The sequence below is a fragment of the Serratia sp. PL7 genome, assembly GCF_945957435.1.
Genome location: NZ_CAMFLB010000026.1, coordinates 88,783 through 114,294, shown reverse-complemented (window position 1 = coordinate 114,294; position 25,512 = coordinate 88,783). Strand labels below are relative to the sequence as shown.

General features: G+C 52.0%; 25 protein-coding genes and 1 pseudogene. 14 read left to right on the top strand and 12 right to left on the bottom strand.

Going from position 1 to position 25,512, the window contains the following annotated elements:
• From N6G83_RS45445 to N6G83_RS45425, 5 genes are all read left to right on the top strand, one after another.
• The gene (locus tag N6G83_RS45445) at positions 1-705 is read left to right on the top strand and encodes a C40 family peptidase (RefSeq protein WP_260524191.1); all 705 of its coding nucleotides are present in this window, start codon (positions 1-3) and stop codon (positions 703-705) included.
• A 117-nt stretch (positions 706-822) separates the two neighbouring features.
• Entirely contained in the window at positions 823-1,701 is an 879-nt protein-coding gene (locus N6G83_RS45440) for a tetratricopeptide repeat protein (protein WP_260524190.1), read from the top strand.
• Positions 1,702-1,812: 111 nt separating this feature from the next.
• Complete coding sequence (locus tag N6G83_RS45435) at positions 1,813-2,418, top strand: tail assembly protein (RefSeq protein WP_260524189.1); 606 nt, start codon at positions 1,813-1,815, stop codon at positions 2,416-2,418.
• Between the two features lie 61 nt (positions 2,419-2,479).
• Entirely contained in the window at positions 2,480-5,881 is a 3,402-nt protein-coding gene (locus N6G83_RS45430) for a host specificity protein J (protein WP_260524188.1), read from the top strand.
• 217 nt (positions 5,882-6,098) lie between these two features.
• Positions 6,099-7,631 carry a prophage tail fiber N-terminal domain-containing protein gene (locus tag N6G83_RS45425; RefSeq protein ID WP_260524187.1) on the top strand — a complete coding sequence of 511 codons (1,533 nt, stop codon included), beginning with the start codon at positions 6,099-6,101 and terminating at the stop codon, positions 7,629-7,631.
• An 86-nt stretch (positions 7,632-7,717) separates the two neighbouring features.
• On the opposite strand, the gene N6G83_RS45420 is transcribed toward N6G83_RS45425, so the two are convergent.
• From N6G83_RS45420 to N6G83_RS45405, 4 genes are all read right to left on the bottom strand, one after another.
• Positions 7,718-8,200 (bottom strand): hypothetical protein, encoded by a 483-nt coding sequence (locus N6G83_RS45420; protein WP_260524186.1) that lies wholly within the window; start codon positions 8,198-8,200, stop codon positions 7,718-7,720.
• Position 8,201: 1 nt separating this feature from the next.
• Positions 8,202-8,636 (bottom strand): hypothetical protein, encoded by a 435-nt coding sequence (locus tag N6G83_RS45415; protein WP_260524185.1) that lies wholly within the window; start codon positions 8,634-8,636, stop codon positions 8,202-8,204.
• Between the two features lie 403 nt (positions 8,637-9,039).
• The gene (locus N6G83_RS45410; protein ID WP_260524200.1) at positions 9,040-9,279 is read right to left on the bottom strand and encodes a DinI-like family protein; all 240 of its coding nucleotides are present in this window, start codon (positions 9,277-9,279) and stop codon (positions 9,040-9,042) included.
• A 13-nt stretch (positions 9,280-9,292) separates the two neighbouring features.
• Positions 9,293-9,556 (bottom strand): hypothetical protein, encoded by a 264-nt coding sequence (locus N6G83_RS45405; protein WP_161739607.1) that lies wholly within the window; start codon positions 9,554-9,556, stop codon positions 9,293-9,295.
• Between the two features lie 185 nt (positions 9,557-9,741).
• Here N6G83_RS45405 and N6G83_RS54980 point away from each other — a divergent pair.
• A pseudogene (locus N6G83_RS54980) lies at positions 9,742-9,822 on the top strand (bifunctional metallophosphatase/5'-nucleotidase); the annotation flags it as partial.
• Between the two features lie 42 nt (positions 9,823-9,864).
• Here N6G83_RS54980 and ybaK read toward each other — a convergent pair.
• The 3 genes from ybaK to copA form a co-directional block, all read right to left on the bottom strand.
• Complete coding sequence (gene ybaK, locus N6G83_RS45400) at positions 9,865-10,344, bottom strand: Cys-tRNA(Pro)/Cys-tRNA(Cys) deacylase YbaK (RefSeq protein WP_211134874.1); 480 nt, start codon at positions 10,342-10,344, stop codon at positions 9,865-9,867.
• Positions 10,345-10,565: 221 nt separating this feature from the next.
• Positions 10,566-11,369, bottom strand: a complete 804-nt coding sequence (locus N6G83_RS45395) for a TraB/GumN family protein (protein WP_211134875.1) — start codon at positions 11,367-11,369, stop codon at positions 10,566-10,568.
• Positions 11,370-11,518: 149 nt separating this feature from the next.
• The gene (gene copA, locus N6G83_RS45390; protein WP_211134876.1) at positions 11,519-14,230 is read right to left on the bottom strand and encodes a copper-exporting P-type ATPase CopA; all 2,712 of its coding nucleotides are present in this window, start codon (positions 14,228-14,230) and stop codon (positions 11,519-11,521) included.
• Positions 14,231-14,329: 99 nt separating this feature from the next.
• Between copA and cueR the strand changes: the two genes are divergently transcribed.
• On the top strand, positions 14,330-14,731 hold the full coding sequence (cueR, locus tag N6G83_RS45385; protein ID WP_024528418.1) for a Cu(I)-responsive transcriptional regulator: 402 nt from the start codon (positions 14,330-14,332) through the stop codon (positions 14,729-14,731).
• Here cueR and N6G83_RS45380 read toward each other — a convergent pair.
• The 4 genes from N6G83_RS45380 to N6G83_RS45365 all read right to left on the bottom strand — a co-directional run bounded on the left by N6G83_RS45380 (position 14,728) and on the right by N6G83_RS45365 (position 16,880).
• A complete protein-coding gene (locus N6G83_RS45380; RefSeq protein WP_024528419.1) occupies positions 14,728-15,186 on the bottom strand; it encodes an NfeD family protein in 459 nt (152 codons plus the stop codon). The two genes, cueR and N6G83_RS45380, sit on opposite strands and share 4 nt — an antisense overlap.
• Positions 15,187-15,188: 2 nt before the next feature.
• The gene (locus N6G83_RS45375; protein WP_024528420.1) at positions 15,189-16,094 is read right to left on the bottom strand and encodes an SPFH domain-containing protein; all 906 of its coding nucleotides are present in this window, start codon (positions 16,092-16,094) and stop codon (positions 15,189-15,191) included.
• A gap of 139 nt (positions 16,095-16,233) precedes the next feature.
• Entirely contained in the window at positions 16,234-16,449 is a 216-nt protein-coding gene (locus N6G83_RS45370; RefSeq protein ID WP_024528421.1) for a hypothetical protein, read from the bottom strand.
• A 5-nt stretch (positions 16,450-16,454) separates the two neighbouring features.
• Positions 16,455-16,880, bottom strand: coding sequence for a hypothetical protein (locus N6G83_RS45365; protein WP_074032030.1), 426 nt, complete (start codon positions 16,878-16,880; stop codon positions 16,455-16,457).
• Positions 16,881-17,230: 350 nt separating this feature from the next.
• Here N6G83_RS45365 and N6G83_RS45360 point away from each other — a divergent pair, with 350 nt between their 5' ends.
• Positions 17,231-17,572, top strand: a complete 342-nt coding sequence (locus N6G83_RS45360) for a hypothetical protein (protein ID WP_024528423.1) — start codon at positions 17,231-17,233, stop codon at positions 17,570-17,572.
• A 9-nt stretch (positions 17,573-17,581) separates the two neighbouring features.
• On the opposite strand, the gene allS is transcribed toward N6G83_RS45360, so the two are convergent.
• Entirely contained in the window at positions 17,582-18,505 is a 924-nt protein-coding gene (allS, locus tag N6G83_RS45355) for an HTH-type transcriptional activator AllS (protein ID WP_024528424.1), read from the bottom strand.
• 351 nt (positions 18,506-18,856) lie between these two features.
• Here allS and N6G83_RS45350 point away from each other — a divergent pair, with 351 nt between their 5' ends.
• The 6 genes from N6G83_RS45350 (at position 18,857) to N6G83_RS45325 (ending at position 25,490) form a co-directional block, all read left to right on the top strand.
• Entirely contained in the window at positions 18,857-19,348 is a 492-nt protein-coding gene (locus tag N6G83_RS45350) for an ureidoglycolate lyase (protein WP_037375311.1), read from the top strand.
• A 68-nt stretch (positions 19,349-19,416) separates the two neighbouring features.
• Positions 19,417-20,232, top strand: coding sequence for an HTH-type transcriptional repressor AllR (gene allR, locus N6G83_RS45345; RefSeq protein WP_024528426.1), 816 nt, complete (start codon positions 19,417-19,419; stop codon positions 20,230-20,232).
• Positions 20,233-20,366: 134 nt separating this feature from the next.
• Complete coding sequence (gcl, locus tag N6G83_RS45340; RefSeq protein WP_024528427.1) at positions 20,367-22,148, top strand: glyoxylate carboligase; 1,782 nt, start codon at positions 20,367-20,369, stop codon at positions 22,146-22,148.
• An 11-nt stretch (positions 22,149-22,159) separates the two neighbouring features.
• Positions 22,160-22,939 carry a hydroxypyruvate isomerase gene (gene hyi, locus N6G83_RS45335; RefSeq protein WP_065686302.1) on the top strand — a complete coding sequence of 260 codons (780 nt, stop codon included), beginning with the start codon at positions 22,160-22,162 and terminating at the stop codon, positions 22,937-22,939.
• A 10-nt stretch (positions 22,940-22,949) separates the two neighbouring features.
• Positions 22,950-23,831 (top strand): 2-hydroxy-3-oxopropionate reductase, encoded by an 882-nt coding sequence (glxR, locus tag N6G83_RS45330; RefSeq protein WP_211134877.1) that lies wholly within the window; start codon positions 22,950-22,952, stop codon positions 23,829-23,831.
• A 204-nt stretch (positions 23,832-24,035) separates the two neighbouring features.
• The gene (locus tag N6G83_RS45325) at positions 24,036-25,490 is read left to right on the top strand and encodes an allantoin transporter (RefSeq protein ID WP_024528430.1); all 1,455 of its coding nucleotides are present in this window, start codon (positions 24,036-24,038) and stop codon (positions 25,488-25,490) included.
• Positions 25,491-25,512: the final 22 nt, after the last annotated feature.

Here is a 25,512-nt window from a genome sequence, read left to right as displayed (position 1 = left end):
ATGAGAAAGCACATTATCAGCGCCATCCTTGCGCATGCTGAAGAGGCATATCCTGCCGAGTGTTGTGGGTTAGTGGTGCAAAATGGCCGCCGCCAGCAATACCTGCGCTGCAGGAATGCCGCTCCAGAGCCCACCGAGCAATTCAACATGCACCCGGAGGACTACGCGGCCGCAGAGGATGCCGGGGAGATCGTCGCTATTGCTCACAGTCATCCAGACGCCACAACGCAACCGAGCCAGCTCGACATTGCGCAGTGTGACCTGTCACAACTGCCGTGGGTCATCGCAAGCTGGCCGGAGGGCGATATTAGGATGATCACCCCAAGTGAGGGCATCAAGCCTTTACTTGGTCGTCCGTTCGTTCATGGCTTCTGGGACTGTTATGCGATCGTGCGGGATTGGTATCAGCTCGAGCGAGGTGTAACGCTGCCGAATTTTGAACGTTCAGACGGATGGTGGAACCGGGGCGAAAACCTCTACATGCAGCACTATGCCGAAGCCGGGTTTGTACCGGCTACCGGCGATCTGCAGATCGGTGACGTAATCATTATGCAAATACGAGCGGAGGAACCGAACCATGCTGGTGTTTACATTGGTGACGGTGTGATGATCCACCATATGTATAACCAGCTCAGCCAGCGCGTGCCACATGGTGGATACTGGCAGGATCGAACGATTATCACGCTGCGCTTTAATGCCAGTTAACTGATAGTGATCTTATCGTCAAGTGGTAGTAAAGTGATCGAGATGGAGAGGCATTGTGTTTTTACAAGATAAACCCAAAGCAGTTAAATGCGTAAGCATAAAAGACGAGGGAATGAAATGGCTGAAAGTAATGTTGATAATTATTTGGCACTAGCCCGATCAGCATCAATGGCTGGAAATCATAATGAGGCAATTGAGTATTATAATAAAGTACTTGAAATTCAACCAAATGATTTTACTGCTTGGTTCGGGAAGGGGCAGGCTGCAGGATGGCTTTCATCTATAGCATCTTTTAGGTTTGGTGAGATGCTTGTTGGATTTGAAAACGCAATTAGGTTTTCAAATGATGATATTAAATTGAAGAAGGAATGTGCCGAGCAGATAAATGAGATAGTAACAACTTGCTATGGCATGTGTAGAAAACACATAAATGAGTTCGTAGCACTACCTGATATGTGGAGCAATTACATTGTACAGTGCTCTGAGATCCTATCTGCATATGAAGAAGCTCATAATTATGATGAATCAAACGAAATAATAATAAGAAACATAATAACGGTGTGTGAGGATAATATTAGTGGTATTGCATACAGCGATCCCTATGATAATAATAATTCAAAATCAGTTTTTTTGTCTGAAGATTACGAAAAGCTTATGAGAGATATGATATTAACCTATGGGAATAAGCTAAAAGAGTTAGATCCTAACTATCAAATACCAAACCCATCCGCAGCAAAGCCATCTGCTTGTTTTGTTGTGACGGCAACAATGGGGGATAGTAATAACAATGTCGTTAATTCACTAAGAGAGTTTAGAGACTCTGTTTTGTCAAAGTCGAGAATGGGTTCTCTTTTTATAACATGGTATTACAAAGAAGGGCCTGGCATAGCAAAGGTGGTTGGCTGCTCTATTTTTTATAGGATGCTTTCATTTGTCGCTATCGTGCTGCCAGCATATATTTTTGCAAAAATAATTCTAAAAATAAAAAGAAGTTAACCATTGAAAGATAATCCTACAGAGAGCCATATTGAAGGGTTTATAGAAAGTAATAATTACAAATAGAATTAGCTAAAAGCCCTCTTTGGAGGGTTTTTTATTGGGGAAAATATGACAGTCACAACACGCGAATATCGAATGGTTAGACTCTATGGCGTTCTTGGCTCAATATTTGGCCGAGTTCACGAACTTGTTGTATCCACGCCACAAGAAGCAATCAAGGCTCTGTCCGTAACCATTCCAGGCTTTGAACGATTTTTACAGACAGCAAAAGAAAGGGGGCTAACATTCTCTATTTTTGTTGGGAAAAACAATATCGGTAAAGACGAATTGGAATTTTCCGGTAGTGATGATATCAGAATTGCCCCGGTGATTATTGGCAGTAAGAAGGCAGGGGTGTTTCAGACCATCCTCGGCGCGGTGCTAATTGCAGCTGGGGCCGTAATGACGTGGATGTCCGGCGGGACAGCTAGCCCCTTAACATCTAGCATGATGATGTCAGGTGCAGCGATGATGCTCGGTGGTGTTGTGCAGATGCTCTCACCCATGCAGGGCGGTTTAGCGCGACGTGAAAGCCCGGACAATAAACCGAGCTATGCCTTTGGCGGGCCGGTGAACACAATCGCCCAGGGCAATCCTGTCCCGATCCTCTACGGCAAGCGCCGGATCGGCGGCGCAATCATCTCAGCGGGGATCTTCGCAGAAGACCAGCAGTAAACAACCTGCATTCCCGAACTGACCAGCCTAGAGCTGGTTTTTTTACGCCTGGAGAAAAACAATGTTTGTGATAGAAGGTCGCAAAGGTGGTAGCAGTGATGCGTACTCGCCCGTCGAATCCCCCGACTCCCTGCAATCTACCTCTTATGCCAAAATCCTGCTTGCGCTTGCTGAGGGGGAACTGGCCGGTGGTCTGGATGGTACCAACATTTTTCTCGATGGCACTCCGATCATCGGTCCTGACGGCTCGGAGAACTTTCCCGGCGTGAAGTGGGAGTTTCGTCCAGGTACTCCGGATCAGGACTATATCCCCGGCATGCCTGACGTTGAGAATGAGATCACCGTTGGTACCGAACTTACCAGCTTAAACCCGTGGGTCCGTTCGCTGACCAACGCCCAACTTTCAGCCATTCGCCTTCGCTTCTCATGGCAGCAACTTCAAGAGCAATGGGATAACGGTGATGTAGTGGGCTACCGCATCGAGTATGCGCTCGACGTTGCCACTGATGGCGGTGCCTACCGGGAAGTGCTGAAAACTGCGGTCGATGGCAAAACCACGACAAAATACGAGCGCAGCCACAGAATCAACTTGCCCAAAGCTTCAACAGGTTGGCAGGTGCGGGTTCGCAGGATCACGCCAAACAGCACCAGTAACCGGGTAGCAGATAAAATGGTTATTGAGTCGATTACCGAGCTGATCGACGTGAAACTCCGATATCCAGAAACCGCGCTGCTATTCGTCCAGTTCGACGCGAAGCAGTTCCAGAATATCCCGCAGGTTTCCTGCGAGCCGAAAGGCTCTGTGATCCGCATCCCCACGACCTACGACCCTGTAAAACGGACTTATACCGGCATCTGGAACGGCAGCTTTAAATGGGCATGGACGAATAACCCTGCCTGGGTGTTTTACGATTTGCTGATCAACGATCGCTACAGCATCGGCAGCCGGGTTAAGGCTGAGAACCTGGCGCTGACGAAATGGGATTTATATGCCATCGCGCAGTATTGCGATCAGCTGGTACCCGATGGTCGTGGCGGCAGCGGCACCGAGCCACGCTTTCTCTGTGATGCCTACATTCAATCTCAGGAAGAAGCCTGGACGGTACTGCGCGACTTCGCAAACATTTTCCGTGGCATGACGTATTGGGCCAACAATAGTATGAATGCGCTTGCTGACATGCCCCGCGATGTCGATTACATATACACCCGTGCCAACGTCAAAGATGGGTTGTTTACGGATAGCAGCGCCAGCGAGAAGACACACTATAGTGTGGCAATGGTGAGCTGGAGCGACCCAGCAAACAGCTATCAAGACTCTGTAGAGCCAGTATTCGATAATAATCTAATCCGCCGCTACAACGTCAAACAGGCCGATTTAACGGCTATCGGCTGCACCCGTCAAACCGAAGCGATCCGACGTGGAAAGTGGCTACTGTTGACCAACGACAAAGACCGAGTGATCTCCTTCACTGTCGGGATGGATGGCAATATCCCGCTGCCGGGCTGGATCATCGGCGTCGCAGATGAAGCGATGGCAGGGCGGCCACTCGGCGGCCGTATCAGTGCAGTGTCTGGCCGTAACATCACGTTGGATCGCGTCTCGTCGGCAAAAGTTGGTGAGCGTCTTATCGTTAACCTGCCCAGCGGCAAATCACAGGCCCGCACGATCAGCGCCGTGAGCGGTAAGGTAGTAACAGTATCGACCACTTACAGCGAGCCGCCAGCGGCAGAGTCGGCTTGGGCGGTCGATGCCTCTGACCTTGCTATCCAGCAATTCCGTGTTACGGGCATCACTGAAAACGAAGACGGTGTTTCGTTCGATATCACTGCCATCGAGCACGACCCGGATAAGTACGCCCGTATCGATACAGGCGCACGTATCGAAGACCGCCCGATCAGCGTTATTCCGCCAGGCGTCCAGGCACCACCGGCCAACGTCCGGATCAGGGAGAACTCTGCGACGATTCAGGGGCTGGCGGTGGCTACGCTCTATGTGACGTGGGACAGAGCCGAGAGCGCTATTGCGTACGAAACGGAATGGCGCAGGGATAACGGCAACTGGATTCCCGGCCCGCGTGTTTCAACTCTGGGCTTTGAAGTGCAGGGGATTTATGCCGGTCGATACCAGGCCCGCGTCCGGGCGATAAACCCGGCTGAAATCTCAAGCGTGTGGGCAAACGCCCCGGAAATGACGCTTAAGGGCAAGATAGGGGAACCGCCAGCGCTGGCCAGCTTTACTACTGCCAGTCAGGTAATGGGGATAATCATTAATTGGGCGTTTCCACCTGGTGCGGAGGACACACAGAGGACGGAGATCTGGTATAGCCGCCAATCGAACGGTAGCGGCAAAATGCACCTGGGCGATTACGCCTACCCACAGCGCAGCCACACAATGTCCGGTCTAGCTGCTGGTGTTCAGTTCTGGTTCCAGGCTCGTCTTGTTGACCGCCTCGGTAACGCGGGGCCGTGGACAGCTTGGACGCAAGGCACATCGAGCAGTGACGCCAACGAGATACTTGATTACCTAACCGGCCAGATTACGCAAACACAACTCGGTAAAGAGTTGCTGGGGCCAATTGAGGATGCCAGTCAGTTAAAGGATATGTGGGCTGTAAAAGTCGGCAAGACGGCAGACGGCAAAATGTACACTGCGGGGATCGGTGTTGGTGTAGAAAACACACCTACCGGCATGCAGAGTCAAGTGCTAATGCTCGCTGATAGATTTGCATTCTTGAACATGACGAATGGGGTTGTATCTACGCCATTTGCAATAGATAGCGGGCAAACCTTTATAAATTCGGCGTTTATCAAAGATGGCACAATTACCAACGCCAAAATTGGCGAGTACATCCAGTCAGATAATTATAATTGGGACTATCAAACAGGATGGTCTATTAATAAGAATGGTAATGGGGTTTTTAATGGTATTACTGTTCGTGGTCATATTGAAGCGTGGAGCGGGTCCTTTAAGGGCTCTATTTACGCTGATAATGGTTACTTCTCTGGTGAGATTCGCGGCGCTAATGGTTACTTTGAGGGGGAGGTAAGGGCAAATAAGATAACAGGTGATGTTGTTTCTGTTACTGTTGGTAATTATTACGTCGATGGCTCAAATTACGTGTTTTTCAACAAGCAGTTGCTGGAGTCCATGCCGTTTGATAGATATTTTATATTCGGCCCGATTAACGTTAGCTTGTATAGAATAGGTATAGGCTCTGGTGGGCTTAACGTTCAAGTATACAGGGATGGTGTTATTGTTGGTCAGCAAGGTTTTGATATGACAACAAGCGCAACAAGCGGGACGCGTTCTACAACCTGTACTTTGTTTTCACCGCCAGTAATTATCCCAGCCAACACGAAACCAAGAATGCTGGTGACTTTAAATACTAATAGCTTGAATGGTACGGTGTATAGCACAAATGGGATTGCAATGGTATTTAACTCATCTGGAAGATGGCAATAAGGATATAAAATGAAATATATATTGATAGCATTATCACTTACTTTGGTTGGATGTGGCTCCGCAAACCATGAGCGACTTCCGTTCTGCCATGAGCTGTGGGTTGGCGATGCACAGCCCGGTAAAAACTGCATAGGTTCCGGCGGTCATCAGTAAATCACCCGTTAAATAATAATTCAATCCCGCTCAAGTAGCGGGTTTTTTATTGGAGAGTAAAAATATGGCAGTAATCAGCGGTGTATTAAAAGGCCCAATGGGTGATGCGCGTGTGGGTGTAGTAATCGAGTTACGCGCTGTCCAAACGTCTGCAACTGTAGTTATTCAGGCACGTTCTCAATCTGTTACTGACGCCACAGGCCGCTATACGCTGAGTGTTGAGCCTGGTCAGTATGATGTAATGATTACTGCCGCAGGTCGCCAGCCTGAGCGCATAGGCGGCATTCAGGTAATGGTTAACTCATCAACAGGAACACTGAACGACTTCCTTACCATTCCTGGTGAAACAGACCTAAATCCGGCGATTGTGGCCACTGTAGATCAGATGCGAGCAGATACAGCAGTATCAGCTGCTGCTTCAAAGGCAAGTGCTGATACTGCCGCTGCAATATTGTCAAATACGCTTCAAAAAGGGGATTACGGGATTGGTGGTCTGGGTGGGGTAAGGGTAGATGCTACATTAGCGGAAACGCTAGCATGGGCTAAAAACCCTGCAACAGGTAGCCAGATTTTTAGAAATGATCGAACAGGGTCCGGTCTTAAGTTGTACGGCGCATCGATGTTGATGAAAGCCAAAGATACATATTCGATTTGGTCTGCTACGCAAGCCGGAGCTGCAGGAGACGGCGAACGATCTGGTGTCAGTGTCACTGTGGGTGCGACAACGTCGGATGCTAACAATACGACTTTTGAAATCTGGACGGATAAGAATTTACCCACCCCACTAAAACCTGGTGATTACGGGCTTGGAACTTCATATCCCATTCCATCAACAGATCCAGACGCTGATCGTACAAATCAGTTTTTCCGCTGGGCAGTCGGAGTTAGTGGAACGCCAGGGGCAACTCAGTCTTGGGCTGGGGTTCAAGGTGGTTACGATACCAACGCGAGGTGGCAGTTGGCGTGGAGTCAGGGTAGCACTGGGTTTGATCTAGCAACACGCGTGCGTGCAACTGCTGGTGCTTGGTCTCCCGTATGGGCCAAAATTTGGCACACCACAAACACCACAGTAGACGCCAACGGCTTTATCAAGAAAGCCTCCCCGATCGTCAAACTGTTCGGTGATGGCCAGTGCGAACTCAACGACGAAAGCCAAGGTGTGACAACTGAGCGAGTTTCCGAAGGCGTCTATCGTATTTCTGGCACTCTCGGCTTTAATGCTGATGCAGAGTGGGGCGGGGTGGATGGCGGTATCGAAATCCCGACTGACCGCAATAAGTTGCCGCTGGTGTGGGTGGATTACGAGGTAGATGAAACCGGTGACCTGCTGATCAAGACCTTCCACCGGGTCAACGCTACCGCGCCGAAGTTCGCCCAGAACGTCAAAGTTGGATACAAGGAAGGTCAGCCGATCGACATCCCTGCCGGTCGCTGGATAGATCTGCGTGTCGAGATGCCTGGTAGTGATGAGCCGGAGTATGAGCCGGTACCGGAAGACGAAGTGCCGGAAGTCACCCCAGAGGTAACCGAGCTGGAAGGTGGCGAAGAATCGGCGCCAGGTGAAACGCCTGCAGCTATCGAAGAACCCAAGGAGTGATAGTAGCGCCGGGAGAAATCCCGGCCCATTGCAGGAGTAACGATCGACAGGCACAAAAAACCCGGCTCGGTGGCCGGGTTCATTTGTTAGCTTGATAGCGCTTCATATATTTTCCATAAGGTGAAAGCTAATGCTGGAACTCCTAGCACCCATCTGATTATGTCTAGTCGCGTATCAGAAACGGTTTTTTCAAGCTTGGCAGTTTGAATTTGTATCGATGCGTCAAGCTTTACCTGTTGGGCGGTGAAGTTGCTATCCATTTTGTCAGTTTGGCGATCAACCGAATTTTTCACATCCCGTAGATCGGATCGCATTTGCTCCCGCCAGTTAGCCATCTCTGTTTTCATCGCAGATGCTACAGCGTCAACTTCTGCCTTATTGGCCTTCAATAGCGCCTGAAGCTCGTTTCTTGAAATGTCTGACATTTCAGTTTCTCTCTGATTTGCAAAGTTACTCTCTTCAAAGCTTACACTGATGGCATCTTCTGCACCACTACCAACCAGTGAAAGCCTGGTACGTGTTGGTTTGCCAGCAACAATGCTTGGTTCTAACTCTTCGCTGCTTTCCATGTCATTCTACCGTATAGTAGCTAAAATTCTCATGAATACTCTGCTCTGATTCTTCTGTATCAGTTAGTTCGCATCGAATTTGATAGATTCCTTTTGCCGGAACAATAACATTATCTAATGTAATTGTTACTTGGCCGTCAACGTAAAAACTACCAAGTATGGTCCCTTTAGTGTCAAGGTTTAGTGAAGCTAACTCTGCAAATGGATTTTGATGTTGAACGGTTTCCCCCACCTTTATGCGCATATGGCTAGGGTATACAAATATTTTCATATTATATTGATGCGATGGCTTCAGACCAACAAATCCTATGCGGATCATTAGCTTTATCTCACCAGGAAAGTTATCTAATGAGAATTTTGTTTGCGGCTTAATTAGTTCGTTTTCATCATTAAATGGGATGACAAAACTAATTCTTTCAAATCTTTCTTCATTCATTCTAGTTAAACCATCCTTAAGGTAGCTTCACCAGGCTATCACTTCTGTTCGACTTCACCCAAACGTCTCTTCCGGCCGGTGACCAATTCTGATAGCTGTATGATAAGGCGGATCTTCAACTTCTCAAATGCTGGAGTTTCATTCAGTGGTTGCAAGCGACGTGAGCGGGAGGATTTCTCGCCTTAATGATAGCGTACAGCCGCAATGATGACGGCAGAGGGGGTAGACAGTGGCTGGCGATAAGCCAGCTCCCAATCCCCGCCTCGGTAAGTGTAGAGCCAATACCAATCACCTGCAGGCCGAACAGTAAAGGATGGTAGTTTCGGATCCGGTGTTGGCATTGGCTCTGCTACCGTGGGGTAGTAAATCCGCACTCCTTCAATGATGGTGCTGCTAATCGGGTTCATTCTGACTGGAACCAATCTTCAGCACTTTCCCATGTCTCCTGCAATATTTCCTCGATCGCTTCACGGTCAGCCGGTGTCGCCCTACCTACTGATAGACCATCCATGCCACCCATCCGAACGGTTGCCACTGCGTCAGTAAACTTACGCTGTAGGCGCTTGTTCAGTTCAGTGGTCAGCGCATCGGCGGCCCCCTCCGGCAGTTTCTTTTTCTTATCGATAGTCACTTCAACATGCAGCATGGTTTTATCCTCAATCTACAAGATGGATTGCGTTATGCTCAATGCCCGCCTCGATGTAATCGACACGTTTCTGTAGTTCACTGATAAGGGCTTTGGCGACATCCAGGCGGATCATCACCTGCTGGTCTGGGAAATCTGTGGCCTTAGCCAGACAGACGGAAGCCATGGTGTCTGCGAATGAAGAGTGGAGCAATACAAACCGGCCATAGGCGCTATGGTCAGTTTGGAATTCAGTTAACACCCGCATACCTTGGAGTTCGTCTTGAGGTTTCATTGATAGGATGCCCTATAGGGATTGCTGTATATGCATACAGTATAATCCAAAGAAAAAACGTTCTGCAAAACTATTTTTAATGTGTTGTTTTTCAGTGGTTTTAATTTGTGAGATTTCGATGATGCTAACCGATTTTTGTGACGATAACTAATTCATAAACAATTAGTTATCGCCTTTTGAATCACGTAATCAAGCAGTATATCGAGAAGCACTCACCGCTGGATGCGGCGGCGTACGAGCCTAAAGGCGAGATCGTTTACAAGTAAGGTGACCTAGGCCGTTGCAGAGGAAGCTAACGGCCTACTTTTTCAGTCCCGCTTGGCGATCTCGGCGAAGGTGCCGGACAGCAAGCGGCACAGATCGCTGGCCGTCAATTCAATATCCAACCCGCGTTTGCCACCGGAAACGAAAATGGTGGCAAACTGTTGCGCTGGGCTGTCGATCACGGTGGGTAAGCGTTTCTTTTGCCCGAGTGGGCTGATCCCACCAACCAGATACCCCGTCACACGTTGAGCGACTGTCGGATCGGCCATTTCGGCTTTCTTGGCCCCTAGCGCTTTCGCCACCTTCTTCAAATCCAACTGGGTCGCGACCGGCGTGACCGCTACGGCCAGATTTTTCGCATCGCCATTGAGGGACACCAACAGCGTTTTGTAGACCTGTTCGGCGTTCAGCCCCAGCTTTTTTACCACCTCGTCGCCAAAGTTGGTTTCTTCGCTATCGTGGTGATACGCGTGGAGGGTGAAGGCCACCTTTTGTTTTTCAAGCAGAACCACTGCGGGTGTCATAATCTCTTTTCCAAAACTGTGGGACGTTGTCATCGGTGGCAACGAAACGATAAAAATGGAGCCGAATGAGCAACCTGTGCCAAGGAGGATGAAAGGCAGTTGCCAATAGGTTCGTCAGGTTGCTACCCTGTCTATTGTAATCGTTAACACGGTTACAATGCGTATAACTAAAATATGAAAAATTCCTCTTTGACTGGCCAATAGCGATATTGGCCACTTTTTTATCGTGCCTGCAGCATGGCCGGTAAATTGTCTTCGCCATACAGATGCAAAGCACCGACCGCCACCACATAGTTGCCCGACGGTAACGCTTCCAGCTTTTGCTGCCAGTGGCGATTGCGGCGGTGCATCAATACATCGTACAACTCGGCACTGAAGGTGGAGGGCAGCGTTTCCAACATGGCGTTCGGTTTGGCGTCCAGCCACCAGCTCACCATGGTTTGCAGCAAACGGGCGTTGGTGTGCCAGTGCTCTAACGTATCGTGCAGCAGGGCCATACCGCCTTCTGGCAGTTGTTCCAACATGCTCAGCTGTTCCTCGGCGCCTTCCAGTTCGATCACTGGCATCTGCTGCACTTTAGCGGCTTGCAATAGCTGGTAATCAATCCCGTATTCGGTGCGTAAACCCAGCCGCTGTGCCTGCCGCGCTTGCATCATCAGCGCAACCTGCCAGCCAGGAAGGGCAGAGAAGCTCTCAACATCCGCCCCTAACTCCTGGCATAGCACCTGCAACCTTTGGAATTCTTCATGACCAAGGCGTTGTTCAAGTTCGAGTTGCGGCTCAGCGTGGCCAAATGGCGAAGAGGAGCCGGTGATATCGGCCTCAACGATCAGCGCATCAGCCTGGCGCAGGCGTGCGGCCAACCGGGCAGGCAGGGGCGACATATCGACGGTGCCCATATGAATGCTGCCGACCAAATGCAGTTGGCGATTTCCCGGAAGCCTGATGTCCAGGGCCGGGTAGGTGTAGCTCTGCGGGGAAATAATACCGAGAAAGGTAGCAATGCGGCGTAACAGTTGACCCATACAGCGTGGCTCCTGATCCTTTCCACCAGCGTGCAGGATGGCTGCTGGCTTTTCCCCATGCTAAACGCTAAGTGGCTGACAATAAAGCCCGAGGGCAGGGGAATTATCTCAAAAGGCCGGAGCGCGATGGGTTGCGCCCCGGTGGAGGGTTACTGCTTGGGTTTAAAACGCAGTAATCGGTTGGCGTTGCTGACCACGGTAATGGAGGAGAGAGCCATGGCTGCGCCAGCGACTACTGGGCTGAGCAGGGTACCTGTCAGCGGATACAGCACACCGGCGGCAATAGGAATGCCAAGTGCGTTGTAGATAAATGCCCCGAGCAGGTTCTGCTTCATATTACGCAGCGTTGCCTTCGACAAGGCCAGCGCGTCCGCCACGCCGTTCAGGCTGTGACGCATCAGGGTGATCGCCGCGGTTTCAATGGCGATATCACTGCCGCCGCCCATGGCGATCCCGACATCGGCCTGAGCCAGCGCGGGGGCGTCATTAATGCCGTCACCGACCATCGCTACCCGGTGACCCTGTGCCTGCAACTGCTTGATTGCTTCGGCCTTACCATCGGGCAACACGCCAGCGATCACGCGGTCAATGCCGGCCTCTTTGGCAATCGCATTGGCGGTCACTGGGTTATCGCCCGTTAACATCACCAGTTGATAGCCTTGCTGATGCAGGCGTTGCAGTGCGCTCACGCTGTCACTGCGTAACGGATCGCGGATAGCGATCAGCGCGGCAGGTTTGCCATTGGCAGCCAACAGCACCGGCGTGATACCGCGTTCAGCCTGTTGCTGTATCTGCTGCGTGAGCTCATCGGTCGCGATCTGATTCTCTTGCAACAGCTTGGCGTTACCCAGCAACAGCTGCATACCTTCAACCTCACCGCTGACGCCGGAGCCGCGCAAAGTACGGAACTGCTCTACAGTAGGCAATGTCTGCCCTTTAGCCTGTTCGACGATGGCTCGCGCCAGCGGGTGGTTAGCCCCTTGTTCCAGCGCGGCAGCCCAACGTAAGGCCTGCTGCTCATCCACCTGGTTAAAGGTGATGATTTCCACCACGCGCGGCTGGCCTTCCGTTAGCGTACCGGTTTTATCGAACACCAGCGTATCGAGATTGCTGGCCTGTTGCAGCGCATCGGCGTCACGCACCAGCACGCCAAACTCCGCGGCCCGGCCAACGCCAGAGATAATTGACATCGGCGTTGCCAGCCCCAAAGCGCAAGGGCAGGCGATGATCAGCACCGTGGTGGCGATCACCAGCGTGTAGACCAACTGCGGTTGTGGGCCAAAGAAGTACCAGATAGCGGCGCTGAACAGAGCGATAGCGACCACGGTGGGCACAAATACCGCCGAGATGCGGTCTGCCAGCTTACCGATTTCCGGTTTGCTGCTTTGCGCCTGGCGCACCAGCTTTATAATACGTGCCAGCGTGGTTTGAGTGCCAATGGCGGCCGCGCGAAACAGCACGCTGCCGTCGTCTACCACCGTACCGGCATGCACCGTATCGCCGACGCCTTTTTGCTGCGGCAACGCTTCGCCGGTCAGCATGGCTTCATCGATCCACACCTCGCCCTGCACGATTTCGCCGTCAACCGGGATGCGATCGCCAGTCGTCAGGCGCAACGTCATGCCCAATTGCACCTCTGCCAGCGGGATACTTTGCTCACCCAGTTCTGTGACTAGCCTGGCGGTTGGCGGAGTGAGATCCAGTAGCCGTTCCAGCGCCTGGGAAGAACGCTGCCGCGCGCGCTGCTCCATGGCATGACCAAGGTTGATCAGGCCGATGATCATTGCACTGGCTTCGTAATACAGATGCCGTGCCTCCATCGGGAAGAAGTCTGGCCATAGGTTGACGCTGATGGAATACAGCCAGGCAGCACCGGTCCCCAGAGCGACCAGCGTGTCCATGGTGGCGCTGCCGTTCATCAACGATCGCCAGGCATTGCGGTAGAAGTGGCCACCGGCAAACACCATCACCGCCAGGGTAATGATGCCGACGATCAGCCACGGCCGCTGGGTTTCTGGCGTCAACGACATACTGCCGCCAAACACGCCCCAGGCCATCAACGGGACGCCCACTGCCAAGCCTAATGCGGCCTGCCAGCGAAAGCGTTTCATATTAGCCTGTGCGGTTTGCTGTTGGCGTTCACGGCGCTTGGTTTCGTCCTGGATCATCTCCGCGCCATAACCGGCTTTTTCTACTGCTGCGACCAACGCCTGCGGTGTGGCCTTACCTGTGATCAGGGCGCTGCGCTCCGCCAGGTTTACCCGCGCCAACTCAACACCGGGGACGTTCTGTAATGCCGTCTGCACTTTATTGACGCAGCTGGCACAGGTCATACCGTTGAGCAACAGCTGGATGCTGTCGTCGCTCTCGCTTGCCGGAAGGGAGGAGGGGGCCGCTGCCTGGGTTTCCGGCAAGGTTGGGGCAGATTCAGTCAGCGGCTCAGTTTTTGGGTGGCTATTGGCCCCCGCCTGGCTGGCGTGATAGCCCGCATCCTCGACCGCAGCGATGAGCTGCTCTGGAGTGGCATCGCCATAGACTTTGGCGCCCTCAATGGTCACATCGGCGGCGATCACGCCCGGCACCGCTTCCAGCGCTTTACGGGTGCTGCCCACGCAATGCATGCAGGAGAGGCCGGAAAGTTGTAACTCGGTGTCTGCCTGATGGGCGACTTCTGCCTGGAAGCCGGCGGCAACGATGCTGTCAATCAGCTCGGCAGCCGGGGCTGCGCCGGTGACTTTGGCGTAGTGAACGTTGACGTTGGCCTGTTCGACATCTGCGCGACTTTCCAAGGCTTTTTTCACCTTTTGCGCGCAGTTCATACAGGAGAGTCCCTGCAACGCCAGCACGGTAGTTTGTGACATGATGGTTTTCCTCGCAAATAATGGCGGTTGACCGCCTAGGTTCTTTTCATTAAGAATGAGCTTAAACCTTCCAGCAAGGGTAAGGTCAAGGGGGATAAAGTGAATATCAGCGACGTTGCCAAAAAAACCGGTTTGACCAGCAAAGCCATCCGTTTTTATGAAGAGAAAGGATTGGTGACCGCCCCGATCCGAACGGACAACGGCTACCGCAGCTACAGCGCCAGGCATATTGAAGAACTGACGTTATTGCGCCAGGCTCGCCAGGTGGGGTTCAACCTTGACGAATGCCGTGAACTGGTCGCGTTGTTCAACGATCCGGCGCGGCACAGTGCCGATGTCAAAGCCCGCACGCTGCAGAAAGTCGCCGATATCGAAAAGCACATCAGCGAACTGGGGGAAATGCGTCAACGCCTGCTGGCGCTGGCGGATCAATGCCCTGGAGATGAAGGCGCAGACTGCCCGATCATTAATAATCTGGCAGGCTGCTGCCGCCAAGGCTAGCGGATAATGGCGCGGATCACCAAGGTGGTGCCTTCGACCGCCACCACTTCAACTTCGGTGCCGATCGGCAGATCCTCGTTGGCTTGCGCGCGCCAACTGCTGTCGGCGATATTGATGCGGCCATGGCCGTTATGCATCGCTTCGGTCAGTGTGGCGCGGGTGCCGATCAACTGGCGGTTACGCTGGTTGAGCACCGGAGAACTACTGGTTGCCGTTGGCCGCTTGCGCAGCCAGTACCACCACAGGTAGGCTACTGCAATGGTCATCACGGCAAACAGGGAACCCTGCCACTCCCAACTCAACTCCGGTATCAGCCAGATAATTACCCCGACAATCACCGCAGAAACGCCGCTCCACAGCAGATAGCCGCTGGCACCGAGCATTTCCGCGGCCAACAGCAGCCCGCCTAACGAGATCCAGAACCATTGTGGGTTTGCTGCGATCTGTTCCAGCATAATTACTTACCTTTGCTGTCTTTCAGCAATTCGGTAATACCGCCGATAGAGCCCAGCAGGCTGCTGGCATCCAGCGGCATCATGATCACTTTGCTGTTATTGGCAGAACCAATCTTCTGCAATGCGTCGGTGTATTTCTGGGCTACGAAGTAGTTAATCGCCTGGATATTACCGGTGGCGATGGCGTCAGATACCAGCTGGGTTGCCCGTGCTTCTGCTTCGGCGGCACGTTCACGCGCTTCTGCCTGCAAGAACGCCGACTGGCGTTCGCCTTCGGCTTTCAGGATCTGTGATTGCTTATCCCCTTCGGCGCGCAGGATCGCGGCTTGACGTACCCCTTCCGCTTCCAGGATGTCGGCACGTTTGGTTCGTTCGGCCTTCATCTGGGCATTCATCGCCACAATCAGTTCGGCCGGTGGACGCACATCACGGATTTCGATACGGGTAATTTTGACGCCCCAAGGGTTGGTGGCCTCATCGACGATATGCAGTAGGCGGCTGTTGATGCTATCGCGCTGTGACAGCATTTCGTCGAGCTCCATGGAACCAAGCACGGTACGGAAGTTGGTCATGGTCAGGTTAACGATCGCCTGCTCAAGGTTACTGACCTCATAGGCGGCACGAGCCGGATCGACCACTTGGATAAAGCACACGGCATCGATTGCCACGTTGGCGTTATCGCGTGAGATAATCTCCTGGGAAGGAATATCCAGCACCTGCTCCATCATATTGATCTTGCGGCCAATACGATCCATAAAAGGCACTACCAGGTTTAAACCCGGCATCAGCGTTTTGGTATAACGGCCGAAGCGCTCTACCGTCCATTGGAAGCCCTGCGGGACAATTTTGATGCTCGAGAAGACGATAATCAGCGCGACAACGATCACGATAGGAATAATGGTAAACATGGCACAACCTCCTGTCAGACATATTGCTAGATATTACGCCAGCGACAGGGGGAATGCCTAATGTATCACCAGTATAAGGCCATTTTTTGCAGAAAACGCCAGCATGTCACCGCGAATGGGCAGTTTTAACCGGGTTTGCCTAACGTTGCCATGAAGTGATAATGGAGACTTCTTCAGGATCCGCGTCGAATTTGCTCAGCGTCACCGTGTGGCCGTCGGTCAGCAACACGCTGACCGCCATGCCGATCACGCCGGACTGCAGATCGGTCTGCTCGATATGTTGAAGCGCTTTAAGACAAACGAATTGCTGCATCTCGGGCAAATGTTTGAATCTGTCGGTTTGGGATTTTTTCAAGAGGGCTATCCTTTGGCGCTGCCGACGATTTGGCCATCACGCAGCAACACAATCTTGTGTTTCTGCCGGTACCAGATGGCGGTGTAAACACCTTTCTGATAAACCTGCGCATACTGGTTTTCTTCGGTCAACGCGGCTGCCGTTTGCTCAATGTAGCCCTGCTTGATATCCGGCGAGATCTTGATGTCTATCCCGGCAATGCGTGCCTGCAGTGTCTTGCTCTTCGTCGATTGCGCATACTGTTTTGCCGCATTTTCCAACGCCTGCTTCTCTGCCGCAGCGTAAATGGCGGTCTGACGGTTTTGTTCGGCTAGATAGCAGGTATCCTTGGAAACGCCCTGTGCTTCACATTCAGCCATGCGCGACGCCGTAGAAGTGCAGCCAGCCAGCAAGATGGCAATCACCACGGTAGACAGTGTCCTAATTATCATTTTTAGTTCTTCGAGTTAGTCAGGATGACACCGGAGTGTTCCTGCGTTTATTTATGCATTTTTTTAGAAGCTATTAGCTACTAAATAAAGCGATATTTAGCCTGGTTTGTTGATTTACCGAACTGATGCTACAGAATATTCTTAGACAAGCATCACGTTTTAACCATTATGTTGACCAATGTCAATTTTTGTCAGCTACTGAGAACAGATCTCAAAAATCATTTACACGTAGCTATTAGCTCCTTAATTTGAGTTAAATTAACTCTGTGTCGGAATTTGCGTAGCTGTGGGGGACGGAATTTATGTGCTAAACTGCGGCATGTCTGTAGAGAGTAAGAGGAAATCGCAGGGTGGATAATCAAGCAGAGTTTAAAAGCTATCTGGAACGATTAGGCATTGAGCAGCCTGCACTGTGCATACTCTTGGGGGTGCAGCGCAGCACCCTGAATAAATGGGTGAATGGCACGGTAACCGCAATTCCGGCCATCGCCACGACCGCGGTCAAAATGCTGTGGTTTATCAAAGAGTCCGATCCGGAGTTGTTCCAGCGCTGGATGATGATCCAGGACTTTGGCGTGCCGGCAGAGTATGCGACCAATGACAAGGCGTATGAATTCCTGCACGTCCTGAAGCGTGAGCCGTCACCGCCGATTAAGAAACTCCGGGCCCAGGTGGCGGCCCAGAAGCGATAACATCGCGTGTTAAACGGGTAAATCAATACTTTGCACAAAGCCGGTGATGCGTTCATCGCGCCGTTGGAACAGCGTGACAATTTCTTCCACGGCTTTACCACAGTCGTTACGCCAGGCCAGGGAGAGCGGTGACGGTTGCCGCTGATTGACCACTTCACGGGTGATCAACTGGCCGCTATCCAGATAGGGTTGGCAAAGATTTTTCGGCAAGAACCCTACGCCTAGCCCCTGCAAATGGCATTCGAGTTTACTGCGCAGATCTGGCACCTTGATCTCTTTTTGGCCGGGCAGCAGCCAGGCAACGCGTTTGGTCAGGTTGCGCGAAGTATCTTCCACGTTGATCGCCGGGTAGCTACGCAGCCGATCTTCATGCAGTGCCTTGTCCTGGCAGGCCGCGAGCGGATGATCTGGCGTGACCACAAAAGCCCAACTGATCCCCCCCAATTTCAATACGCTGACGTCATTAGCCAGTGATTCAGACCCGGTGGTGCCAATGGCCAGCTGAAAATCCCCGTGCAGCAACGAATCCCATACTCCCATATACACCTGACGCGAGATATGAAACTGCGTGAAGGGATAACGCTGTTGTAGGTAGGCCAACAGCCGGGCGACGCTTAGCGGGTTGTACAGCAGGTTGTTGATCACGATATTGACCTGATGCTCCACGCCGTCATTGATCTGGCGTAGCTCATCGGGCATGGAGTCGAGCCAGTTGTGCCATTGGCGGCAACGTTCCAGCAGGTATTCACCTGCAGGTGTCAGGTTGACGCTGCGGGTGGTGCGGATAAACAGTTGGGTGCCGATGCTTTCTTCCAACGTTTTGATGCGGTAACTGATGGTGGCAGTGGTTTTGTGCAGTAATTCGGCGGCGCGGGAAAAGCTCTGGCATTCCGCGACTTTGATAAACGATCGAATTGTTTCGTGATCCAGCATATCGATTCCTTAACCGGTGCGGCCATCATTCTCCTAGTGTTGCAAAAGAATTTACTTACCTTAGTTGCCTTGGGTTAGTCATAAAGCCGCTTCCCGTGATCGCGCTCACGTTTTATTACCCTTCCTCTGCTGAATATTGCTGAAAGTGACAACTCTGTTAACGAACTGTGTTGCTGCGGTGTTTTTTTAATGTTTTGATTTTTAATGAGATATTTTTAGTGTGGCACAGAAAATGTGCAGTAGATCTTGTTGTGGAAAATTTTTCCAATATTAACTTTTAAATTTAAGGCGACCTGTCTAGAGTGAACCCATTCAGTAATGTTCCTTTTTGAAACGATCCTGGAGAAACTGATGGACCTGATTGCCGTTGAGTTAACACCTGAAGCTTTTGCACCCTATGGGAATGTATTGCAGATCGAGGGGGCACCCTTTTTCCATATTAATGGTGGAAAAACAGAGCGATATCACGATCTTGCCAAAGTAGAAGTGGCCGACGATCATCGGGTGCTGGTCAGCATCAACCGATCTGAGCCTTGCGATCTTCCGTTGGAATTCTCAGTGTTGGAGAAACATCCTTTGTCTTCACAGGCTTTTATGCCTATGAAGGGGGAACGCTTCGTGGTGATTGTTGCTGAAGCCGGGGAAGGGGACGAAATTCCGTTACATACTTTGCGCGCCTTTATCACCAACGGTAAGCAAGGGGTGAATTACCACCGCAACGTTTGGCACCACCCGCTGTTTGCCTACGGTGCGATCACCGACTTTTTCACGGTCGATCGTGGCGGTGCCGACAACTGTATCGTCAAAACATTGCCAGAGACTTACCGGGTTGTGCTTGGATAGCGCTGTCCCCAAGCGCATAGGCTGTTTATTATAGCGGAGAAACCTTGAGCTAAATAAGGAAAGCCTGAATGAACGAAGTACGCAGAAAGGGAAGACCAACGACAGAAGCAGGGGCGACGAAAGGCGCGCAGGCGTTGGATCGTGGGTTGGAGATCCTGCAATTTCTGGCCAATGCCGGAGGAAGCTCATCCGTTTCCGTGCTGTCCGAGAAGTTGGAGTTACCGCTATCAACGACTTTCAGATTATTGAAAGTATTAGAAAAATCGGAATTCGTTTTTCAGGATCCCCAGCTTGGCTGGTGGCATATCGGCATCCAGTCGTTTACCGTCGGTGCGGCTTATATGAATGACAGGGACGTGGTTTCGGTTGCGGGCCCTTATATGCGGCGGCTGATGTTGCTATCAGGCGAAACCGCCAACCTGGCCATCAGGAATAACTTTGACGCGGTGCTGATCCGTCAATGTGAGTGCCAGGCCATGGTGCGTATGTGTGCGCCACTTGGCAGCCGCTTACCGCTGCACGCATCCGGGGCAGGGAAAGCGCTGCTGTATCCGCTGGCGGAAGAGGAGATGCTGGATTTGTGCGTACGTTCGGGGCTGCACTCGTTTACTCCGAAGACCCTGACCAGCGTAAATTTATTACGCAAGGATTTAGCGCAATCGCAGGCGCAGGGCTATACCGTTGATGCTGAAGAACATGCCCTTGGCCTGAATTGCCTGGCTTCGGCGATCTTTGACCGCAACAACAACGTCATTGCGGCCATCTCCATTTCAGGACCCAGTTCGCGCGTTAGCAGCGATCGTTTCAAGGATCTGGGGGAATTGGTGCGTGACGTGGCCAACGACATCAGTACCGCGCTAGGTGAGTCGCGCAGCAAGAAATAGTACGTTTAAAGTCAAGCCTGTGGTCGCGATCGCGGCTGCAGGATGAGGTTCCCTCCCCGTTTATCACCTGAACGGGTTTTTTTGAACCCATTTTAAATTTGGAAAATTTTTCCAAAATTTAGGAGAACGTTTAGATGGCAATTATGCGAGCAGTAGATGCGGCAATGTACGTGTTGGCAAAGGAAGGCGTGAACACCGCTTTCGGCGTGCCTGGCGCGGCGATCAACCCTTTCTATAACGCGATGCGTCAACACGGCGGCATCAAACACTATCTGGCGCGTCATGTTGAAGGCGCTTCCCACATGGCGGAAGGTTACACCAGGGCCAAACCCGGCAATATCGGGGTGTGTCTCGGGACTTCGGGGCCAGCGGGAACGGACATGATCACCGCGCTTTACTCCGCCTCTGCCGATTCCATTCCCATTTTATGCATCACTGGCCAGGCTCCCCGTGCGCGTTTGCATAAGGAAGATTTTCAGGCGGTAGATATTGAATCGATCGCCAAGCCGGTGACCAAAATGGCAGTGACGGTCATGGAACCGGCGCTGGTGCCCCGCGTGTTGCAGCAGGCTTTCCACTTGATGCGCTCTGGCCGCCCTGGCCCGGTGCTGATCGATTTGCCTTATGACGTACAGATGGCCGAGATTGAGTTTGATCCGGACACCTACTCCTCGCTGGGGGCTTACAAACCGGCGGCCACTGAAGCGCAGATCGACAAAGCCCTGGACATGCTGTGTGCCGCAAGCAAACCGTTGTTCATCGCCGGTGGCGGGATCTTCAACGCGGATGCGGCGGACCTGTTGCAAGAGCTGGCGGAGACCTGCAACGTACCGGTGATCCCAACGCTGATGGGCTGGGGCTGTATCCCGGACGATCATCCGCTGATGGCAGGGATGGCCGGATTACAAACCTCACACCGTTACGGTAACGCCAACCTGCTGGATTCGGATCTGGTGTTTGGCATCGGCAACCGCTGGGCTAACCGCCATACCGGTTCGGTAGATAAATATACCGCCGGGCGTAAGGTGATCCACATTGATATCGAACCGACTCAGCTTGGCCGAGTGATCTGCCCGGATCTGGGTATTGTTTCCGATGCCAAAATCGCCCTGCAAATGTTAGTGGCAAGAGCTCGTGAACGTGCGGATCAAGGGCTGCTGCCGGATCGTTCACAGTGGGTGGAAACCTGCCTCCAGCGCAAACAAACTCTGCTGCGTAAAACCCATTTCGACAACGTGCCCATCAAACCTCAGCGCGTTTACGAAGAGATGAACCGGGCGTTCGGGCGTGATGCCTGCTACGTCACCACCATCGGGCTTTCGCAGATCGCGGCGGCGCAGATGCTGCACGTGTTCAAACCGCGCCATTGGATTAATGCCGGGCAGGCGGGCCCATTAGGTTGGACTCTTCCTTCTGCTTTGGGCGTCTGTGCCGCCGATCCGCAGCGCAAAGTGATCGCGCTGTCGGGTGACTACGACTTCCAGTTCATGATCGAAGAGTTGGCCGTTGGCGCGCAGTTCAAGCTGCCGTATATCCACGTGGTGGTCAACAACGCTTACCTGGGGCTGATCCGCCAGTCTCAGCGCGGTTTCGATATGGATTACTGCGTCCAGCTGTCCTATGAAAACATCAACAACCCGGAAGGGGGCGAATACGGTGTCGATCACGTCAAGGTGGTCGAAGGGCTGGGATGTAAAGCGATCCGCGTCGTTAAGCCTGAGGATATCGCTCCGGCCTTCCAGCAGGCGCAAGAGTTGATGCGTCTGCATCAGGTTCCGGTGGTGGTGGAGATTATCCTCGAGCGGGTCACCAATATCTCGATGGGGACAGAGCTGGATAACGTCACTGAATTCGAACCCGTTGCCGAGTCGCCAGAAGATGCGCCGACCTCGGTCAGCTACTTCAACTATCAGTAAGGAGCAGGCTCATGCCGAAGTTTTCAGCCAACTTATCGATGTTGTTTAATGAAGTCGATTTTATGCAGCGTTTTCGCTGTGCCAAAGAGCAGGGATTCACGGCGATTGAATATATGTTTCCCTACGATTATTCCGTGCAGGCGTTGAGGGGCGCACTGGAAGAGAATCAACTCACGCAGGTATTACAAAACCTGCCTGCCGGGGATTGGGCTGCGGGTGAGCGGGGTATCGCTTGCCTGCCTGGGCGCGAGGCCGAGTTTCGTGATGGCGTAGGTCTGGCGGTGGAATATGCCCGTGCGCTGGGCTGTGCGCAGATCAACTGCCTGATCGGGAACCCGGATAAATCCGTCGCCCAACATAAGACCGATGAGATTGTGGTCGCTAACCTGAGCTATGCGGCAAGGGAGTTGGCCAAGGCCAATATCCGTCTGTTGGTTGAACCGATCAATAAATACGATATGCCCGCTTTCTATCTGCAAACCACTCGTCAGGCGTTGGAGCTGATGGATTGGGTTGCGAGCCCTAACCTGTTTATTCAATACGATATCTACCACATGCAGCGCATGGAGGGCGAACTGGCCCACACCATGGAAACGCTGTTGCAGAAAATCGCGCATATCCAGGTTGCCGATAATCCGGGGCGCCATGAGCCAGGAACCGGGGAAATCAATTACGACTATTTGTTCCGCGCGCTGGACAAGATGGGCTATCGCGGTTGGATCGGCTGTGAATACAAACCAGCGACCACGACGGCAGCCGGCCTGTCATGGATTAAGCAATATCAACATTGAGGGACATATCATGAAAGTAGGCTTTATTGGTTTAGGGATCATGGGCACACCAATGGCTGAAAAGCTGATCGCAGGCGGTCATCAGCTATATGCCAACACCTTGCATCAGGTTCCGCCGGAGCTGGTGGAGAAAGGGGCCATAGCCTGTGCTACTCCCAAGCAGGTGGCCGAGCAGGCTGACGTTATTTTTATTATGGTACCCGATACGCCGCAGGTGGAAGAGGTGTTATTTGCGGCCAAAGGCTGTGCCGAAGCACCGCTCAAAAACAAGATCCTGGTGGATATGAGTTCTATCTCGCCGCTGGAGACAAAGGAGTTTGCCAAACGCATCAACCAACTGGGCGCTGATTATCTGGATGCGCCGGTATCCGGTGGGGAAGTGGGGGCCAAGCAGGGCAGCTTGACCATTATGGTCGGCGGTGACGAAGGCGTATTTGGGCGGGTAAAACCGTTGCTGGCCCTGATGGGGAAAAACATTACGCTGGTCGGTGGCAATGGCGACGGCCAGACCTGCAAGGTCGCCAACCAGATTATTGTAGCCCTGACGATCGAAGCGGTATCCGAAGCGCTGATATTTGCTTCCAAAGCGGGTGCCGATCCGGCACGGGTCCGTGAAGCGCTGATGGGCGGTTTTGCCTCATCGCGCATTCTGGAAGTGCACGGTGAGCGGATGATCAAACGGACGTTTGAGCCGGGCTTCCGTATCTCCCTGCATCAAAAGGATCTCAATCTGGCGTTACAGGGTGCGAAGTCGTTGGCGCTCAGTTTGCCTAATACTGCCACTTGCCAAGAGCTGTTCAACCTCTGTGCGGCCAATGGTGCCAAAGATCTTGACCATTCCGCGTTGGTACAGGCGTTGGAAATTATGGCTAACCATAAAGTGGCTGGCTAAAGAGTAAGGCTTAACAAGTTGCAGGTGCCTTTCGCCTGCAACTTGGATTCTGGTTATCGTCTAGTTGTTTAATGGTTATATTCCTGTCTGTCTTGGCCGTATTGGTATTTGACTAATATAAAGATTAGAACATCAGTTTGTTGTAATGATAATAAACAAAAACACCCTACGCTATTTTCTTATTTAATATAAGAAGGACCTGTCATGGAATCTATTAGCAATAAGCAGAGAGAGATTTACCAACGGCGCGGCTATCATGAGGACCTATTACCCAAAGAAGCGGATAAGAAAACCTGGAAGGGAATTAACTATTTTACCTTGTGGATGGGTTCGGTACATAACGTACCTAACTATGTAGCCGTCGGAGGCTTCTTTATTCTGGGGCTTTCCACCTTAAGCATCATGGCCGCCATTATTCTCAGCGCCTTTATTATTGCCTTTGTGATGGTGATGAACGGCGCTGCCGGTTCGAAATACGGTATTCCTTTTGCCATGATCCTACGTGCTTCTTATGGCGTGCGTGGTGCGTTGTTTCCTGGGATCCTCAGAGGCTGCGTGGCCGCCATCATGTGGTTTGGCTTGCAGTGTTACGCAGGCTCGCTGGCCTTCCTGATCCTGATTGGCAAACTGTGGCCACAGTTTTTGACCTTGGGCGGGGATTTCAACCTGTTGGGGATCGGCCTGCCTGGGCTGATTGCCTTCCTGATTTTCTGGGCGGTTAACGTGGCCATCGGCCTGGGAGGCGGCAGCATTCTCAACAAGTTTACCGCGATCCTCAACCCCTGCATCTACGTGGTGTTTGGCGGCATGGCCATTTGGGCTATTTCCATCGCTGGCCTGGACAACATCATCGCTTATGTTCCGGCCAATGCTATAACGACTAACAATGGCGGCTTCATGTTTTTGGTGGTGATCAATGCGGTGGTGGCGGTATGGGCCGCTCCGGCGGTCAGCGCCTCGGACTTTACCCAGAACGCCAGCAGTTTCCGCCAGCAGGCCTGGGGGCAAACGCTGGGATTGGTGGTTGGCTATCTGCTGTTTGCCGTCGCCAGCGTCTGTATCCTGGCCGGGGCCAGCATTCATTACGGCGTTGATACCTGGAACGTGCTGGATATCGTACAAAAATGGGACAGTATTTTCGCCTCGGTGTTTGCGGTGCTGGTGATCCTGATGACCACCATCTCCACCAATGCGACCGGTAACATCATACCTGCGGGTTACCAGATTGCCGCTATCGCCCCGAAAAAACTCACCTATAAAAATGGCGTGGTGATTGCCAGCATCATCAGCCTGATTATCTGCCCGTGGAAACTGATGGAGAATCAGGAAAGCATCTACCTGTTCCTTGATGTGATCGGTGGAATTTTAGGGCCAGTGATCGGCGTGATGATGGCGCATTACTTCATCGTGATGCGCAGCGAGATCGACCTTGATACCTTATATATCGAACCCGGTAATTATAAATACTACGATAACGGTTTTAACAGCGTGGCATTTATTGTAACGCTGTTTGCTGTGTTGCTATCGTTGGGCGGTAAGTTCATTGAAATACTCGAGCCTTTATCACGGGTTTCCTGGTTTGTTGGCGTTATCAGCGCATTCTGTTTATATGCGCTACTCAAAAGTAGAACAGTGGTTAATCGGCAAGAATATACCTGAAGTGAATATGATAAAGAAGTAA